16 protein-coding genes are annotated in these 18140 nt (G+C 68.6%); 13 read left to right on the forward strand and 3 right to left on the reverse strand.

The annotated features are described in order from the left end of the window. The first annotated feature begins 174 nt into the window (after positions 1 to 174). The 4 genes from BUS84_RS00785 to BUS84_RS00800 all read left to right on the forward strand — a co-directional run bounded on the left by BUS84_RS00785 (position 175) and on the right by BUS84_RS00800 (position 3729). A complete protein-coding gene (locus tag BUS84_RS00785; RefSeq protein WP_074307876.1) occupies positions 175 to 462 on the forward strand; it encodes a hypothetical protein in 288 nt (95 codons plus the stop codon). Between the two features lies 1 nt (position 463). Next, positions 464 to 1234 carry a DUF4386 domain-containing protein gene (locus BUS84_RS00790; RefSeq protein ID WP_074307878.1) on the forward strand — a complete coding sequence of 257 codons (771 nt, stop codon included), beginning with the start codon at positions 464 to 466 and terminating at the stop codon, positions 1232 to 1234. Positions 1235 to 1467: 233 nt separating this feature from the next. Next, entirely contained in the window at positions 1468 to 1917 is a 450-nt protein-coding gene (locus BUS84_RS00795; protein WP_074307880.1) for a hypothetical protein, read from the forward strand. A gap of 306 nt (positions 1918 to 2223) precedes the next feature. After that, complete coding sequence (locus BUS84_RS00800; RefSeq protein WP_074307883.1) at positions 2224 to 3729, forward strand: protein kinase domain-containing protein; 1506 nt, start codon at positions 2224 to 2226, stop codon at positions 3727 to 3729. A 167-nt stretch (positions 3730 to 3896) separates the two neighbouring features. On the opposite strand, the gene BUS84_RS00805 is transcribed toward BUS84_RS00800, so the two are convergent. Beyond that, positions 3897 to 5192 carry an alkaline phosphatase family protein gene (locus BUS84_RS00805; protein ID WP_074307885.1) on the reverse strand — a complete coding sequence of 432 codons (1296 nt, stop codon included), beginning with the start codon at positions 5190 to 5192 and terminating at the stop codon, positions 3897 to 3899. A gap of 1095 nt (positions 5193 to 6287) precedes the next feature. Here BUS84_RS00805 and BUS84_RS00810 point away from each other — a divergent pair. From BUS84_RS00810 to BUS84_RS00830, 4 genes are all read left to right on the forward strand, one after another. Continuing rightward, on the forward strand, positions 6288 to 7067 hold the full coding sequence (locus BUS84_RS00810; protein WP_084756982.1) for a transposase family protein: 780 nt from the start codon (positions 6288 to 6290) through the stop codon (positions 7065 to 7067). Positions 7068 to 7270: 203 nt separating this feature from the next. Next, positions 7271 to 7708, forward strand: a complete 438-nt coding sequence (locus tag BUS84_RS00820; protein WP_244298296.1) for a YunG family protein — start codon at positions 7271 to 7273, stop codon at positions 7706 to 7708. A gap of 148 nt (positions 7709 to 7856) precedes the next feature. Beyond that, positions 7857 to 8384: a PH domain-containing protein gene (locus tag BUS84_RS00825; protein ID WP_074307887.1), complete on the forward strand. Its 528-nt coding sequence runs from the start codon at positions 7857 to 7859 to the stop codon at positions 8382 to 8384. A 407-nt stretch (positions 8385 to 8791) separates the two neighbouring features. Next, entirely contained in the window at positions 8792 to 10192 is a 1401-nt protein-coding gene (locus tag BUS84_RS00830) for an alkaline phosphatase family protein (protein ID WP_244298297.1), read from the forward strand. 347 nt (positions 10193 to 10539) lie between these two features. Here the strand turns inward: BUS84_RS00830 and BUS84_RS00835 are convergent, their stop codons facing one another. Further along, positions 10540 to 10896, reverse strand: a complete 357-nt coding sequence (locus BUS84_RS00835) for a hypothetical protein (RefSeq protein ID WP_074307891.1) — start codon at positions 10894 to 10896, stop codon at positions 10540 to 10542. A gap of 238 nt (positions 10897 to 11134) precedes the next feature. On the opposite strand from BUS84_RS00835, the gene BUS84_RS00840 reads away from it, so the two are divergent. From BUS84_RS00840 to BUS84_RS00855, 4 genes are all read left to right on the forward strand, one after another. Further along, entirely contained in the window at positions 11135 to 11539 is a 405-nt protein-coding gene (locus tag BUS84_RS00840; RefSeq protein ID WP_074307893.1) for a cytidine deaminase, read from the forward strand. 277 nt (positions 11540 to 11816) lie between these two features. Further along, complete coding sequence (locus tag BUS84_RS00845) at positions 11817 to 12158, forward strand: GIY-YIG nuclease family protein (RefSeq protein ID WP_074307895.1); 342 nt, start codon at positions 11817 to 11819, stop codon at positions 12156 to 12158. Between the two features lie 185 nt (positions 12159 to 12343). Continuing rightward, a complete protein-coding gene (locus BUS84_RS00850; RefSeq protein ID WP_074307897.1) occupies positions 12344 to 13699 on the forward strand; it encodes a hypothetical protein in 1356 nt (451 codons plus the stop codon). After that, positions 13696 to 14526 (forward strand): hypothetical protein, encoded by an 831-nt coding sequence (locus BUS84_RS00855; RefSeq protein ID WP_074307899.1) that lies wholly within the window; start codon positions 13696 to 13698, stop codon positions 14524 to 14526. The genes BUS84_RS00850 and BUS84_RS00855 overlap by 4 nt, the downstream gene beginning before the upstream one ends. Before the next feature lie 128 nt (positions 14527 to 14654). Here the strand turns inward: BUS84_RS00855 and BUS84_RS00860 are convergent, their stop codons facing one another. Then, positions 14655 to 14942, reverse strand: coding sequence for an HNH endonuclease (locus BUS84_RS00860; protein ID WP_074307901.1), 288 nt, complete (start codon positions 14940 to 14942; stop codon positions 14655 to 14657). 1028 nt (positions 14943 to 15970) lie between these two features. Here BUS84_RS00860 and BUS84_RS00865 point away from each other — a divergent pair. Next, positions 15971 to 17554 carry an amidohydrolase gene (locus tag BUS84_RS00865; protein WP_084756983.1) on the forward strand — a complete coding sequence of 528 codons (1584 nt, stop codon included), beginning with the start codon at positions 15971 to 15973 and terminating at the stop codon, positions 17552 to 17554. Positions 17555 to 18140: the final 586 nt, after the last annotated feature.

The following is an 18140-nucleotide window of genomic DNA, read 5'->3' on the forward strand; positions in this document are numbered from 1 at the left end:
GTCGTCGCCTGCCGGGGCGCCCACCTCGCGGTGGCCTCGATCCAATAGTTCACCACGCTCGTCACCACACGTGGTGATGTCCGCTAATCAGGTCCGCTCCTAACGTGCGGTTATCCCGAAGGTCCGCCAAGCCGGCGGAGACCCCTGCGGACCCAGCACGGCAAGAGGAGCACCATGAGCGACACATCAGCCGGGCACCCGGACAAGCCGGGGCGGTACGAGATCCGCATCAAGGGACACCTTGCCTCCCGCTGGGCCACCTGGTTCGACGGGATGACCCTCACCGCCAACAGCGACGGCACCACCGTCCTCGACGGCCCCGTCGCGGACCAGGCCGCGCTACACGGACTGCTGCACAAGGTGCGCGACATCGGTCTGCCGCTGCTCTCGGTCGCCCAGCTCGACACCGATCAGCCGACGTGCCCGCCACCGAACCCCGACGACTCACACCCAGGAGACTGACATGACCACGACCGTAGGAATCGTAGCGCCAACGCGAGTCCCGGTGGACTCGACGAGGAAGACCTCCCTGGTAGCGGGCGCGCTCTACCTGATCACCTTCGCCAGCTCGATCCCCGCGGTGTTCCTTCTCAGTCCCGTGCTGAGCAACCCCGACTACATCGTCAGCGCCGGCGCCGACACCAGCGTGCTCCTGGGCTGCTTCCTCGACGTGGTCAACGCCCTCGCCTGTATCGGCACCGCCGTCGCCCTGTACTCGGTGGTCAAGCGGCAGCACGAAGGCTTCGCGCTCGGCTTCGTCACCACCCGCCTCCTCGAAGCCGCCATCATCGTGATCGGCGTCGTCAGCCTCCTGTCGGTCGTGACACTGCGGCAGAACCTGGCGGGAACGGCGAGAGCGGACGAGGCATCGCTCGTCGCCGTCGGGCAGTCGCTCGTCGCGGTCCGTGATTGGACGTTCCTGCTCGGACCCAACCTCATGGCAGCGCTGAACGCCCTGCTGCTCGGCACCCTGATGTACCGGTCCGGACTCGTGCCACGCCTCATCCCCACGATGGGACTCATCGGAGGCGTCCTACTCCTCGCCGACGTCACCGCCATCTTCTTCGGCAGCTACGAGCTTGGCGCCCTGTGGCATGGGATCGCGGCCGCCCCGATCTTCTCCTGGGAGCTGTCGCTCGGCGTCTGGCTGGTCGTCAAGGGCTTCAAGCCCTCCCCGATCACCACGAACACCGTCCCGGCAGGCGCCGCGCACCCCTCCTTCCCGGTCGCCTGACAACCCGCACCAGCGGGTGCCGCGGCGCTCCCGACACGGCAGCGCAGATCGCCGGAGCGGCCCACCGTGAATCGGTGGGCCGCTCCGCGCCCAACCAGAAGGTGCACGTCGCCCGCCCCCAGGGTCGGGCACCCCACGACCGCCCCGACCCGCCGACCCCGTGAGGAAGTTCCCCCGTCGAAGGTGGACCGTCCCTGGCGCCGGCCGCAACGCGACCGGTCCGCGAATGGATCGTGCTGGCTGCGGGCATCGCGGCCGTCATTGGCTCGTTCATACCCTGGGCGAAGGTCACCGCGCCGATCTTGGGCAGCATGTCGTTGTCCGGTACGGATGGGAAGGACGGCTGGATCGTTGTTGTACTCGGCCTCGTGGTGGCTGCCTACGGCGGGTTGAGTCTGCGGCGCCAGAGCGTGCCCATCGTCGCGCCGATCTTCGCTGGCCTCGCCGCCCTCGCATTGTTCGGAATCGGCGTGTGGAAGATTGTGGATCTGCAGGCGACAGAGGCGCAGATGCGGGAGAGCATGTCCGGTGAGGATGACCCGCTGGGAATCGGCAAGGCGATCAGCGCCGCCGCCCAGGTGAGCGTCGGTGCCGGGCTTTGGCTGGTCACGCTCGCTGGACTGTTGGGCGCCGCCGCCACGGCGCTGGTCATGCTCAGCCGTTACCGCGCCGCTGCCAGCTGATGTGACAGTTGCAGGTGGCGTCGCCAGCGGCACGCCTGGGTGACCTGCCAGGTTCAACCGGGGGCCGAGAACCGCAGCTCAGGGCCCCGGGTTGTTGTGCCAGCAGGCCCAAGTCCGACGCTCAGGACCCCATTCCTCCAAGCTGTCAGCGACGCCGGTCGTTTCCTCGGTGCCGATGGCGCGTTGACCAGCGTGGGGGATCGTCCACCACGAGGAACCCCTGAGGGTTCGTTCAATGACCCCGATGCCGGCCGCCGCGTCACCGCCCCCGTGTAGCGGCGCGCAGGGTTGGAGCAGTGAGGCCCCGTGCTGGGACGTCTGCTGGATGGCCGCTACCAGGCCGAGGAGCTACTGGGCAGCGGCGGCATGGGTGAGGTGTGGCGCGGTCGCGACCTGCGCCTGGACCGCCCGGTGGCGATCAAGGTGCTCGCCGAGGCCGGCCTGAAGGAGCCGATGGCCGCGGAACGCTTCGGCCGCGAGGCCCGTGCGGCGGCCGGGTTGACCCATCCGCACATCGTCGCTGTCCACGACTTCGGCGCCGAGGAGAATGACTCCTACCTGATCATGGAGCTGGTGGAGGGGCGGACCGTGTCCGCCCTGATCGCCGACGGCCCGCTCCCCGTCCTGCAGGCGTTGTCGATCGCCGTACAGGCCTGCGACGGGATCGCCGCCGCGCACGCGGCCGGGGTGGTGCACCGGGACGTGAAGCCGGGCAACCTGATCGTCACTGCCACCGGCACAGTGAAGATCTGCGACTTCGGCATCGCCCGACTTCCTTGGGCAGAGGGGGAGAAGACCCTCACCGAGCCGGCGACCAAGCTCGGCACCAGCTCGTACATGTCTCCCGAGCAGGCCCTCTGCCGGCCGGTGGACCACCGCACCGACCTGTACGGGCTGGGCTGCACCCTCTACGCCATGCTCGCCGGCGGTCCGCCGTTCGTCGGCGAGCAGCTCAGCGTGCTGCATCAGCACGTCAACGAGCCACCCCAGCCGCTGCGCGAGCGCCGGCCCGACGTACCCGCCGAGCTCGAAGCGCTGGTCGCCGAACTGCTGGCCAAAGATCCGGCCGACCGGCCGGGCGACGCGGCCGAAGTCCGGGACCGCCTCGCAGCCCTGCTGCCCCGGGCCGGCACTCCGGTTCCCCTCGTGCCGGTCACGCCGGCGGATCCGGGCCAGCCGGGACGGTCCACGCCGGTGATCGCTCTTCCGCCCATGCCGGACGCAGTCGGCCCAGCACGCCCCAGGCCGGGCTACCGCCCGGCACGGCGTCGCCGCGAAGCGCTGCTGGCGACGGCCCTGCTCGGCGTCGCGCTGCTCGCCGTGACCGGCTTCACGCTGCTCGACCGCGACGACCACACCTCGGTCGCGGGACCGACCACGCCGCCGGCATCGGCCACCACCGTCGTGGCGCCCCGCGTGCCGGCTGTGCCGGTCACCGTCGCGCCCGCCACGCCGACCCTGCGGGCCGTCGCGTCTGCCACCCGCACCCCGGCCAGCCCGACACCGAGCCCTCGGGCCACCTCCCGAAGGCCGAGCCCCACCCCACCCGCTGACCCGATCGCCGGCGTGCGCCAGTCGATCCGGGAGCAGGTGGAAGCCGGCCGGTTGAACCCGGATGCCGCGAAGGACCTGCACACGAAGGTGGACGCGATCGCGAAAGAGATCGCCGAGAGCGACACCGACCATGCCGAGGACCAGCTCAAGAAGCTGCGCGAGAAGCTCAGCGACCTGCGACGTGACGGCAAACTCACCGCCGACGGCTACGACGCCCTGACCGCCGACGCCGACCGGATCGCCGCCGATCTACGGTAAAACAGCGACAGCCCGGGGTTGTCCGGGCTGTCGCTGCTGTCGCCAGTCACGCATTTCGCGGCTGGGGGCCGGTCACAGGGTGACGACGGCGTCCTCGGCGAAGCCTCGGCGGCCGAGGGCGGAAACGCCGTGACGATGGAGGTCACCGCCACGGCGACGCTCCGGCGTCAGTCGCGGATCGACTCGCTCAGGACCCGACCCTGCGCGCCCGACGGCGGCTGGATGCCGAGCAGCGCGGCGATCGTCGGGGCGATGTCGACGTGGTGCGGGTCGACGGGGTGCACACCGGGCAGGACGCCGGCGCCGGAGAGCACCAGCGGGATGTGCAGCTCGGTCGTGGCGCCGTGACGGCCGGCGACGCCGCCCGCCGGGTCGCCGCCGATCGACCAGCCGGGCTCCGGCTCGATGACGAGCTCACCGAAGCGGGGGCTCATGTGCATCGCCTGCTGGGCGGCCTTGTCGAACACCTTGCTCACGTGCGGGGTCGCCTCGAGCGCGGCCTTGATCTTCGCGACGGCCTGCGGGTCGTTCTTCGCGGCGCCGACCAGGTGCAGGCTGCCGATGCCGCCGACGACGATGACGGCGTCGGTGTCGGGCATGGGCGTCTTGCCGGTCCCGAGGAGCTCGGCCTTGTAGCCGGCCTTGGCGATCGCGTCGATCACCTGCGTGCCGAAGCCCTTGGTGAACGTGGTCATGCCGTGGTCGCCGGTGATGACGAAGGTGGTGCGACCGAAGATGTCGGCGTCCTTGGTGGCCTGCACGATCCGGCCGATCTGGGCGTCGAGATCCGCCAGAGCGCCCGGGATCCGCGGGTCGTGGTCGCCACCCTCGTGGCCGATCGCGTCGAGCGCGTCGCAGTAGACCGCCATGAGGTCGGGGATCTTCGGGGCCGTGACCATGATGGCGCCGCTCTTGACGGGCTCGCCCTTGATCACCTTCACGATGTCCTCGACGCGACGCGAGCAGTCACCGCCGGGCTGGGTGTAGATGCCCTCCGGGTCGCCGTACGCCGTCCCGTGGTTCTGCACGATGAACCACTGCGACGACATCACGGTGCCGCCCTGGGCGCGGACCGCCTCCGCGATGGTGGGCACCGCGAGATCGCGCTCCTGGCCGCGGGCGCTGTGCGACACCGGGTCGTAGACGTAGGCGGTGTTGAGGTGCCGCTCCGGCCAGGCGCCGGTCGCGATCGAGGACCAGGACGGGTTGGTGATCGACTGCATGACGCCGGTCGACTCGGTGACGCTGCCACGCTTGACGAGCTGGTCGATGTTGGGCGTCGGCACCTCGCCCAGGTAGTCGTAGTCGAAGCCGTCGAGGCCGATGAAGATCACGTGGTCGGCCGCCGGCGCCGCCTGCGCCGGTAGGGAGTCCGGCACGGCGGCGTACGCCGGCAGCGACGTGAGCAGAGGGAGGGCGAGGACCGCGGTGACGCGGCCCAGGGTGCGGAGAGTTCGGATCATGGAGTGCACTGAATCGGGTCGGGTTGGCGCCCCCATGAGCCCAAGGTGGCGACGTCGTGAACGTGCAACGTGGTTTCGCGTCGTTCACACCTCGTCGCCCGGGAGCTTTGCCGGGCGCCCGGTCGGCAGGCCGCGGGCCTGCTTGGCCGCGCGGGCGCCGGCGGCACGCTCCAGCCGGAGCCGCCCAGCGGACCAAGGACCCTGCGATCCCCGAGCAAGTCGCCGCCGACCTCGGCATCAGCCGCTCCACGCTGTACCGAGAATTCCGCAAACACCGCGAAGGCTCCGCTACCGAAACCATCGTCGAGGAAGGCTGACCAACGGGCAGACCATCATCACTGTTGGTCAGGGATATCCGTTGTTTTGCGGCCATTACTACGGCGACCCCGAACAGGCCGCAGGTGGCGCCCAAGCTAACGATCACTCACCGTCGATCAACCCCGACCCAGCCTGGCGCCCAAAGAACCTGCCCTACTGGTGCCCGATCAAGGTGCCGAAATCACCCGGTCACCGTGGCCGCCCGTCTTGATCCGGCATGCCTCGGCGAGCAGTGCTGAGCGCGTCACACTCGGCCTCGGGGATGGCTGGCGTGGCTGCCGGATGCTCGGGCAACGAGGAGATCACTCTGCGGACGAGTGCGCTGGCGATGTGCCGCCGTTCCGCCCGGAGTACCCAGGCCCACGCAGCAGCTCCCGTCCGCCACCACCGTACGCGCCGAAACTTGCCTTGAATCACGGCCCTGAGTATGCGCCCGCGCGTCCAGCGGTGTTGGTAGCCAGGCGGTTGCTAGATCTGTACTCCGTACAGGACTCATGGTGGATGGGTCTCATGCGTCCTCGTCAGGGTCGTCGCTGAGGGAGGCCAGGGTCTCCCGCGCCAGCGCCCAGGACGGTACGGGTCGACCTACCTCGACGCCATCACGAGCCCCGCGCCGAACAGGAGCACGCCGAGGATGGTGGCAGCAATCGTGACGGCGTTCCACTGTGAAAGCGTCCGGCGTGCCCAGTCTTCGAAGTCGAATCTCACCGGCCGAGCTAAGGGACGTCTCGTAACCCTGGTGTCTGTCTGCTGAGGACGATCGGTCAGGATACCTGGGTGCAGGTGATCACCGCGGCGCACCCTGAGTGGATCTTCCCGTTCACGGGGCTGCAGCCCGCCCAGTTCCGCAAGCTGGTCCGTCTTGTCGCCGAGCGGGGCGGTGCCACGATCGCCGACGGCCGGCCGGGCCGGCAGTGGGCTCTGGACCTCGCCGATCGGGTGCTTCTGGTTGCCGCGTACTGGCGCACGAACCTGACGATGCGCCAGATCGGCCCGCTGTTCGGGGTGTCGCACTCCGCCGCTCACCGGGTCATCGACACCCTCGGCCCGCTGCTGGCCCTCGCGCCGGTGCGCCGGCGGCCGGTCGAGCAGATCGCCATCGTCGACGGCACCCTGATCCCCACCCGTGATCACCGCCTGGCCGCCCGGAGCAAGAACTACCGGTACTCGACGAACCTGCAGGTCGCCATCGACGCCTCCACCCGCCTGGTCATCGCCGTCGGCGACCCGCAGCCCGGCAACCGCATCGACACGATCGTCTACCGCACCAGCGGCATCGAGGAGAAGCTTGACGGGCGGCCGGTGATGGCCGACGGCGGCTACCGCGGCAACCCCGAGGTGATCATCCCGTACCGCAAGCCCGCCGACGGCAGCGACCTGCCGGACTGGAAGCAAGCCCTCAACGTCGAACACCGGACCGTCCGCGCAGGGGTCGAACATGCTCTGGCCAGGATGAAGTGCTTCAAGATCCTGCGCGACTACCGCCGCGCCGCCCACACATTGACCGACGCCGCTTCCGGCATCGCCAACCTCCACAACATCATCCTCGCTGGCTGACCGCCGGGCCCGTGCCGGGCAACACCTTCACCCAGTTACGAGACGTCCCTTAACCACGTCCCTCTCCGACCTTGCCAAGAGGCACAGCCGGGCGGATCGCGGTAGTTGGGTACGCCCGGCGGTGGCGCTCTTCGGCCAACCGGGAAACCCGTGGCCCGAGGTCTACTTGACCCTCGACCCGGTCGAGGGCTCACTCTGCATGGGTGACGTCCGGAGAAGGCGACAAGCGAACAGACCCGCTCTTGATTAGCCTGGAATTGCTGCAGCCGATACTGCGGGCCGGCTGGGGAGCGGATACCTGCGACCCGCATGATGTGCAGGACTGGCATCCAGACAACGCAGCCCGTGGTCAATGCGGAGTGACCGCACTGATCATTCAGGACCTGCTCGGCGGGGAACTGATCCTCGGTGAGGTCTTCGCCAGAGACGCCAAGGTCGGCTACCACTATTGGAATCGGTTACCCGACGGCCGCGACGTCGACCTCACCGCTGATCAGTTCTACCTGCAGGAAGTCGTTGTCGGCGGTCAGGTGCAGCAGCGCCCGCCCGGCCCTCCCCGGCGGTGTCGCCAGCAGTACGAGATCTTGCGGCATCGTGTCCTCGCCACCCTGTACGGCAGCACGGCAGAGGAACCCGCGTAGCGGTGACAGTCGACCAACAGCCACGCGCACGGTCGGCGGCAGATCCGTGCGTCGGATCTTGACGGTGGCCCGTTGGTCCGATGACGCGACGCCGCAGCCCGACGGACTACTCCGTTGCCCGCACGGGCCATCCGTACCATGTCCCGCCATGAGCCGCATCGTCATCAGGCCACGCATCCAGATCCCGATCCTGGTCGTCCTCTTCACTGTGTGGACCCTGCTGGGCGTCACGTACTTCACCTCCGGGGACGTAGTGGCCGAGCGCGAATGGTTCGGCATGGTGCTGGGATGCGTGCTCGTCACGAGCGGCGTGGCCGGAATCTGGCGGGCTCTTCGACTCGGCGTGGTCATCGACGCAGGCGGTGTCCGCGTTCGCGGCTTCGACAGCCGTGACAAGGTCACACCCTGGAGTGCGATCCAGGCGGTCGACTGCGCGCAGATCGACGTACGAGGAGGCTTGCCGCTCTATGCTCCGGTCCTCCGCCTCGGTGACGACGCCGACGCCGCCATGCCCCTCTCGGCGCTTGCCTCGTACTCACGGCAGGACGCCGAACGCAAGGTCGAACAGATGCGGAGCCTCAAGCGCTGCGCCCCGAGTTCCGGATCGGGATGCAGAGGCGGACGCCCGACCAGCGGCATGAGCGAGCATGCCGCTTCAGTGGCTCTCGCGGTGTGACGCGGCTGCGCTATCGGGTCTTGGGATCCCCACGCTCCCACGAATCGATCGGGGTGCACGGCAATGCCCCGAGGGGTGCGGGGCGCCAGGTTGGCTCTCCGATGTGCTGGCGATGGCACTGATGATCGGGGCTGACGACAAGACACCGTGCAAGTGAGAGCACCTCAACGATCTGCCGCACCAGCGCTCCACGGAACCCTGTACCGAGTCCGACAGTTCGCCGCCTTTCTTTCTGGGCCGTAGGTGCTGGTTAGGGTCCCGTTCACGCTTCTCGAAGATGATCAACGAGTCCGCAGTCAGCCCGGAGAGCAGAGGACTCCACCCCTATGCCAGAGAGCCCATCCCGATTCACCCGTCGACGACTTCTCGGGAGCGGGGCTGCTGCCGCCGCCCTCGGTGCTGCGTCGTTGGCGCTGCCGCCGAACGTGCAGAAGGCGCTTGCCACGCCGCCGACGACCTCCGGTCGTCTCAGCGACATCAAGCACGTCGTGATGTTGATGCAGGAGAACCGCAGCTTCGACCACTACTTCGGCACGATGTCGGGCGTCTGCGGCTTCGACGACCCGAATGCGCTGATCCTGGGGAACGGCCGTTCCGTCTTCCACCAGCCCTGGGATGGTCACCCGGACGGTTACGTGCTGCCGTTCCACCTTGACACCAAGAAGCTCGCCGGCCACGCGCTGCCCTCTACCGACCACGGCTGGCAGGGCCAGCACGAGGCGTGGAACGGCGGCAAGATGGACAACTGGATCCCGGCGCACATTCCGAGCGACGGCGAGAACGCTCCGTTCACCATGGGCTACCTGACCCGTGAGGACATCCCGTTCCACTACGCACTGGCTGAGTCCTTCACCATCCTGGACCACTACCACTGCTCGGTGATCGGCCCGACCGGCCCGAACCGGCACATGTGGATGTCGGGCACGATCGATGTCGACGGTCTGGCCGGCGGCCCCTCGCTGACCACCGGTGGTCCGGCCAACCAGTTCTCCTGGAAGACCTACCCGAAGCGACTCAGCGAAGCCGGCGTGAGCTGGAAGGTCTACCGCCAGCCCGGCGGCCTCACCGGATCGTCCGCGATCAGCAAGTTCACCGACTTCGCCCAGGCCCAGCCCGGCGACGGCTTCTACGAGAACGGCGTGGCGACCCAGCCCCTGGGTCAGTTCGAGTACGACTGCCTGAACGACTCGCTGCCGACGGTCAGCTGGATCCTGCCACCGTCCGGTTACGACGAGCACCCCTCCACCCCGGGCTCGGCCGCGGCCGGTGCGCAGTTCATCGCGGGCAAGATCGACGCCATCGCGTCGAACCCCGAGGTGTGGGCCAAGACCGTCTTCATCCTGTCCTACGACGAGAACGACGGCCTCTTCGACCACGTCGTTCCGCCGACCCCGCCGGCCGGCACCCCGGACGAGTTCGTCTTCAAGACCTCCAACGTCGGTGAGCAGGGCCGGGGATGGCCCAACGGCCTCGGTTACCGCGTGCCGTGCATCATCGTGTCGCCATGGACCGCGGGCGGTTACGTCTGCTCCGAGGTCTCCGACCACACCTCGCAGTTGCAGTTCCTGGAGCACATCACCGGGGTCAAGGAGACCAACATCAGCGCGTGGCGCCGGGAAACCTGTGGTGACCTGACCGCGGCGTTCCGGTTCAACAACGGGCGGGCCGAGGCCCCGACGATGCCGGACACTGTGGGCGACTACAACTTCACCCAGTACGCGATCAAGAACCTGCCGATGCCGGAAGGGCCACCGGCGAAGCAGCAGATGCCCACGCAGGAGAAGGGCAACCGGCCTCACGTCGGCTGACACCTACCGAGGCTCTTCGAAGGCCCGGCCGGGAAGCACTTCCCGGCCGGGCCTTCACCCTCTACGCGGGCACCCGGTACACCAATCATCCAGACGACCTCGACTTGTCCGGCGCTACCTTCGCGGTGGAAGTGCCGATCGTTGGATGAGAGGTTGCCTGGTCCAACTGGAGGGTGCTGACGGGCGTCTCGTCCAATGCGCGTCTAGTTCGGGCGCAAGTGCGTTGTAGAGGAACGACGAGTTCTTCTTCCGGACCCGCCGGTGTCGTGCGGGTAGCCCTCGACCAGGCCGCCGCCGGCCTGCGCGATTAGCTCGATGGCTCCGCGCAGGGCGATCGCCGCCAGGCCCTAACCGCGAAGGCCGCGTTCGACCAGGATGCAGGTGACCCGGTAGTCGGGCAGTCGCTCGGCAGTGGCGACGTACTCCTTGCGGTGATGGATGTTGGGCAGTTCCTCGGGTGTTCCGTACTCCGCCCAGGCGACGGCCCGGTCGCCGTCGTAGACCAGCGCCGCGTGCGCGATCCCGTCGGCCACCAGACGTTGCTTGAGCGCCCGGTTCCCCTCGGCGCTTTGGCCCTTCTCCGCGCAGTCGGGCCGGAAATACGTGCACCAGCAGCTGGTGAACATGCCCGTGTTCCGCTCGACGAGAGCGGCGAAGTCGTCGAACGTCTCCGGCGTGAGCGCCTTGATCGTGAAGTCGGACATGCCGGCAACGTACCCCCGGATTGCGGACGTTCACGCTCATCGGCAGATCCGTGCGCTCATGCTTCGCCGACCTGCCGCTAGGCCCTAGACCCCTGTCGCACATCACGTGACGAAGATGTGTAGCGAATCAGTTGGCGGATCACACCCTTGCGGGGGTGTGTCCGGTCCTCAGCACCTCCCTGACAGATCGGTATCAGGACCTCCATGGCGCTCCCTGGCGTGGCTGTAGCGTCACACTATGGATCTTGACCAGCACCTCGTCGATGCAGCTGTTGATCAGATGAACCGCCGCTGGCCGGCCGACGAGTACGGCGGGGCAGCGGCCGTGTACCTCGAGGACGGTCAGATCCTGACCAGTGTCTGCCTCGACAACCTCAACGCCGGGGTCACTCTGTGCCACGAAACCGGAGCTATTTGCCAGGCCTACACGCTGAACAAGCGGGTGACTGCGTCGGTGTGCGTGGGAAGAGAAGCGGACAGCACGGACATCTTTGTTCTGGCGCCCTGCGGGATCTGCCAGGAGCGTCTTGCCCTGTGGGGGCCGGAGGTTCAGGTGGGCGTAAGTGACCCTCTCAGCCCGTCTGGATGGACGGCGCGGACGCCCACCGGACAGTTGGCCTTTTCCAAACGGCAACTTTTATAGCCGCGGCAGTCGGACAGCGCGGACGCTATCCCGAGTCGCGACGCGTGTGAACGGCAAAACAGGGGCACGCAGTCTCTTGTAAGTCAGTCGTCAGGTAGCGAGGCGCAGGAGACAGCGCGAGCCTCGGTGCGAGTTGAACCGGGTCCTTGCAACAGCGGCACCCGGTGCTGCGGCGGCACCTGGCCGATGATCGGCCGGCAGCAGGCGGTGGTCAGCATTCCCGGTAGGTGGGCAGCCTGAGCGCGGCGCGCACCCTGCCGGCCTCCTTGGCTTCGCTGTGCGCCGCTACACGATGGAGGCTGTCGCCGACGCTCCCCGCGCACCCGGCGTGCACGTGGTCCTCGACGGCGGCACGGTGATCTACGTCGGCCGGACCGGAAACCTCCGCAACCGCCTCCGGCAGCACCTGACCGGTAACCGCGAGCCGTCGGTGTTGCACGAGCAGGTCGGCCAGCTCCTCGACGAGCAGGGCCCGGTGGCGACAGCGCAGGACATCGCCGGCTGGCTGGGTCGCTGCGAGGTCCGCTGGCAGGAGACCGACAACCCGGAGGGTACGAAGGAGGCCCTGGTCCTGGCCCTCAATCCCCGCTTCAACCGGCAGGTGCCGAAGCCGCGCTGATGAAACCCGCGGAGCTGGCAGGCGGCCGAGGCGGTGCGGAGGCTCGTGCGCCCCATCGTCCACCGCGGGTGGACGGGACCTAGATCAAGAGCGGGGCGGGCGGTGGGGTACAGCGCCAGTGGCGAGCCCGGTACTAGGATCTCGCCTGGCCGTCGGTACGCGGCTGGCCGACACGGGGAGGTGCCATGCGACGTCGTCAACTGCTGGCGTCCGGGATAACCGCGGCCATCGGGCTCAGTGCCGGGGAGCTACTGAGAGCAGCGCCGGCCGCCGCCGCGGGGGCCCCGCTGAGGAGCGTCGGCGTCCAGCTGCCGGTGGACGACCTGCGCGCGATCGAGCTCGACGAGGCGCGCGGCCGCCTCTACCTCGCACAGGGGGTCGGTGGCGGACTGCCGCTGGTGGTGACCGACCTCGACGGCCGGCTGCTGTCCCGGATCACCGCCGTCGCTGACATCTCCGACCTCGTCCTCAGCGACGACGGACGCATCCTGTACGCGGCCCAGGGCTTCAACCGGATCATCGCGTTGGACGCCGCCACGCTCACCATCATCGCCAGCTATCCCGCACCCGTCGGCGCCCACCTGTACACGGTCGAACCGACCGGCCAGAAGGTCATCGGCGGGTTCATCGACGCCGGCATCGGCTCCGGCGGTCTGCTGATCTGGTCCGCGCCCGGAATCCCGCCAGTGGTCTACACCGAAGGCCCCAACTACCACCCGATCATCGACGCCAGCCCCGGCGCGCCCGGTCTCCTCGTCGCCGGCGACACCGGGTATTCGCCCGTCACCACGTACGTCATCGACGTCTCCGGCGACAGCCCGACGATCGTCGCCCGGCGGGACAACACCGGCAGCAACCTCATCGACTACGCCGTGAGCCCGGACGGCACCGAGGTGGTGGAGACGGTCGGCCACCCGTACGAGCACCACTCGTACCGGCTGCCGGATCTCGCCGACGCCACCGTCTATCCGAGCGGCGTCTATCCGCAGGACGCCGCCTGGTCCGGGGACGGCTCGACCGTCGCCATCGGCCGCGCCTCGACCTCCTCCGGTGACGCCGACGTCTACCTCTACGGCAAGGGCAGCACGGTCCCGACGTACGCCGTCGACTTCCGCAGCGGCGACAGCCTCTGGGAGGGCACGCTGCTGGTCAACCGGGACGGCACCCGGGCCTGGGCGGTCACCTCGGCCGACCCCTACCAGGAAACCCAGCTGCTGCACTCCTTCGGGCCGGCGCACCCGCCGAAGCCGCCGGTCACCGATCTGGCCGTCACCGCCCAGGTCGGGACCGGCAAGGACAAGCAGACCGCGCAGCTCACCGTGACCTGGAGCTCCCCCATCGGTGACGACAATTACTGGTGGATCACCGCGTCGACCAACGGCGGGGCGGAGCGGGAGTTTTGGCGCAGCAAGCTGGACGCCAGCGGCAAATACACCCTCACCTACTCGCTGCCTCGCGGCACCACCACCTTCACGGTCCGGTACCGCGACTACTACGAGTTCTATCCTGACGGCTACGCAACCGCGACGCTGCAGCGATGAGCGCACCCGTCCGGCGGCGCCGTCCGCTCCTCCGCTACGGCGTACTGGCGCCGCTGCTGCTCGCCACGGGCGCTGCCGGCTGCGGCGAATCCGGTGCTGCCGGAGCCGTCTGGGCCACCCCGGCGCCCACCGTCGTGGCGACGGCGCCCACCGTCGTGGCGACGGCGCCCACCGCGGCGGCGACGACGAGTGCCGCCACGGCGGTGACCCCCACGCCCAGCAACCTGCCCGCGAGCGCCTCCCCGACGCCCAAGCCGCGCACGTCGGCGACAGCGCGGGCCGGCTCGGCCGCCGCCCCGGCCCCCGCCGGTAGGGCCACCCCGGCCCCGGAATTCCCCCGCGGCTACACCCTGCTGTCGCAGACCTGCACCCTTCAGGCCGGCAATCAGGTGTACGTCTCGCTCAGCGGCAAGACGAAGGGAAACTTCCGCTTCTGCACCCAGCGGCTGCGCAAGAACGACACGGGCGCCTACCACCTCAACCCGTACGTCTTCGTCGAGCCCTTCTTCTACGACGACGGCCGATGGACCCCGGACTCGCGTGAGCCGCTGAGCCTGACCATCACCTGCCGGGTCAGCCACGCCGGCGAACAGGACTACTCCCTCACCGCCACCTCACCGAGCGGGAACGGGCCCGGGCACACCGCGTCCTGCGGCCGGCTGGTCCCGCACGCGGTCACCCCGACGACGGGCAGCGACGCTTACACGATCCGATTCAGCGGATACACCTCGGGCGGTTACTACGGGGTGCTCGCCTTCGACACCGAGGTGCACTTCCCGGGCGCCGGCAAGCCGACCCCGGAGCAGCGGGTGACCGTACCGGACTGACGCGCACGTACCACCATTACGCCCCTAACTACGCCGACATCGAGTTCTCTACTCGTGCCCGGCAGATCATGGGCCTCGACAACGGGCCCGCGGCGGAAGTCCTCAACGAACCCCCTCCGCAGTAGTCATCAGCGACGGGCTCCTGCCCTATGCGCGTATAGCTTCTCCTTGTCCGGCCAGTCCGCGCGGCTGACTGGCCGCCGGAGTTCCTTACCATCGAGGTCCTTGTAGTGGCGCGACACCAGCTCGGACGAGGTGCGAATGCGATAGTTGCCGTCGATCCACATCAGGCCCTTGTCGAAGAGGTTGTGCACGTCTGCGCGAAGCAGCAAACCGTTGGTCACATCGTTGTTCCTGCCGCTGTACGGCTCGATGTGGGCGGCTTGCAACGCGTCCTCCGCGTCGCAGCCCGTCATCGCGCGATGTGGATCGTGGCTTCGGAGCTGGTCGGCAGGATGCCAGGATCAGCGCGGCACCCTCTTCTGCCGCAGAGGGCATCTCTTGGCGAACCTGCCGGGACCGGGACTGTACAAATAACGGCTGATCGACCGATCAAGGGAGAGATGCCAGATGACGACCGAGATCACCCCGGGCGGCCAGAATCGCGGGACGGGCCACGCGGACACCAACGATCACGAGGCGAGCGCCCAGCGGCCACGAGCGGGCGCGAGAAGCAACCCGGCCCGTTGCAACTGAAGGCGCGCGGCGCGAAGCTCGCCGGCACACGAGCATGCTCTGCCAGTCCCTCTGCGGTGCGGGGCCGAGAAAACCACAGGTGACGAGGTCGAAGGTCATGGAGCCGAAGCTTGGTCGCTTCTCGTACTCAAGGGCGAGAAGCGGCGTGATCGGTCAATCAGCCGATTGCGACTGATGGAGGGCGTGGTCATGTCGGCTCCTGGGGGAGTTTGGTTTGCGAAGTTCCATCGGTTACGGGGTCTTGGCAGCACCGCGCCGACCGGTACCCCTGTACCTTTTTGGGAACCAGTCACCTCACAGGCTTCATCCAGCCAGACGTACATGATCGGTCAGGTCTCGGTGACCGCCCGGCAGGCTGTCCTCGTCGAGGGCGACCAGCAGCACCATCGCGCACGGTCAGGCGCCAGGCGCCGCACATCCAGCTCACCCGCGTGGCATGGCGACGAATCGTTTCATCGATCTTGACCATTGAACTCGGCCGTTGATAGCGTCGTGGCGAAGGAAGCGGTCGACGGAATGGACCTCTGTCGGGCCCACGTCGCCCGCCCGTCGCGTGGACGACCCACGCTGCTCAATCCTCTGAGGAGTCTCCGTGTGTGAGGCCTGCGCCACTCCGCCCCCCACTCCCACCCTCACACGGGCGCAGCTCCTGAAATTGCTCGGCGTCGGCGTTGGCGCCGCCGTTCTTCCGGCACTGCCCGCCAGCGCGGCCCAGGCTGCCACGCCACATAGCACGGGACGAGGGCCGATGCTCGTGGACAACGTCCGCGGCTACACCCTCACCCGCAAGGGGCGGCTGCGCGAGTTCTCCAGCATCCTGATCGCCTCGAACGGGAAGGTCGCCGGGCTCGACGCCCACGCGGGCCGCGGCGTACGACGCATCAACGGCAAGGGCCGCATCCTGCTCCCCGGCATGCACGACGCCCACGGCCACCTCTGGAGCTACGGCGCCCTGGCATCGGAACTCGACCTCAGCGGCACCCGGTCCCTCGCGGAGGCACAGCAGGCACTCGCCGCGTACGCCGCGGCCCACCCGGACCTGGCCTGGATCACCGGACGCGGATGGAACCAGGTCATCTGGGGACTGGGGCGATTCCCGACGGCCGCCGACCTTGACGTGGTCGTCAGCGACCGTCCGGTGTGGCTGACCCGGGTGGACGGCCACGCGGGTGTGGCCAACACCGCCGCGCTGGCTCTCGCCGGCGTCACCCGGGGCATCCCCGACCCTGCCGGAGGTCAGATCATCCGCGACGCGGGGGGCAACCCGACCGGGACTCTGATCGACAACGCAATGGGCCTGGTCTCCTCCAAGCTTCCCGCGCCGACCATCGAGGACGTACGACAGCGCGCCCTCACCGCACAGCAGAAGCTCAACGCCGTCGGCATCACCTCCGTCTCCGACGCCGGGACCGACGCGGCCGGCTACGCCGTTCTGCGCGAGCTGGCGGGCGCGGGCACGCTGACGATGCGGGTGAATGCCTTCCTGACCTGGGACGCGTTCGCCGAGGTCGGTGCCGATGTCCGCACGGACTCGTTCGCAGCCGACATGCTTCGCGTCCGGACCGTGAAGCTCTACGTCGACGGAGCGTTGGGCAGCCGAGGTGCCGCCCTGCTCGAGCCATACAGCGACGACCCCGCCAACACCGGGTTGCTGCGTATCGAGCCCGAGGAGTTGGACAGGCGCGTCGTGGCGATCCTCCGCCAGGGCTACCAGGCGGCGGTCCACGCCATCGGTGACCGCGGCAACCGGCTCGTCCTCGACGCATACGAGAAGGCCTTCCGCAGGGTCGGCGACCGGGGCCTGCGGCACCGGATCGAACACGCCCAGGTCGTCGCGCTCGACGACATTCCTCGCTTCAAGGACCTGGACCTCATCGCGTCGATGCAGCCGGTGCACGCGACGGACGACATGAACATGGCCGAGGACCGGGTGGGTCCGGAGCGCATCAAGGGCGCGTACGCGTGGCGCAAAATGCTCGACCAGGGGACGATCATCGCCTCCGGATCGGACTTCCCGGTGTCCTCCGCCCTGCCCTTCGAGGGGATGCACGCCGCCGTCACCCGCACGGACCGGGAGGGTAGGCCGGCTGGTGGGTGGTACTCCGAGGAGGCCATGACGCCGGTCGAGGCGCTGCGCTCGTTCACCCTGGACGCCGCGTACGCGGCACACCAGGAGCGGGTGATCGGCAGCCTTGAACCGGGTAAGTGGGCCGATTTCACAATCACCGACCTGGATCCCTTCTGCCTGCCGGCCAACCGGCCGATGTGGCAGACCGGAATCCTGCAGACCTGGGTCGGCGGGCGGCGGGTCGGCGAATACGGCGACCTCTGAGCCGTTTCGGGCGTGACCGCTCGGGTTCGGGGAGCCAGTGGCGACCGGAGCCTTCGCCGGGTTGCTCGCCAGCGAGGAGGCGAGGCAGGTTGCGGGCGGCACCGGATGCTCCTACGGATCAGAAGGTTAGGGGTTCGAGTCCCTTCGGGCGCACAAGATCAAGAGGCGTTTGACCTGCCAAATGGCGGTCAGGCGCCTCTTGTCGTTCTATGCCGGTGAACGCAATGGTGCTCGATTGGTGATCGTACGACGAGCCCGTCCTACGTCCCGGCCTGTCCCTACGGCTGGCGGCAGCTGGCATCGATTCCAGCATGGGACATCCCTCGCGAGCCACGTCAATTCACCCGTCGCGGCCCCGGCTTTCCCGGCGAACTCGGGCGGGAAGCCGCTCTCATCAAACTTTCAAGAAACACCCCGGGTCTTCTCATCCGTGCCACGCATCGTTGAGGTCGCGCCGCCCGCCGGCGGCGCGTGGTGAGGCACTGGACGCCTGCCTCGACGGACGCCGTCACGTATTTGAGGAGACTGCCACCATGCCAAGTGGGAGCCGAAAGGCCGGGGCCGCCGCAGCTCGTAAGGCGGTCGA

The organism is Micromonospora cremea, from assembly GCF_900143515.1.
Taxonomy (GTDB): Bacteria; Actinomycetota; Actinomycetes; order Mycobacteriales; family Micromonosporaceae; genus Micromonospora; species Micromonospora cremea.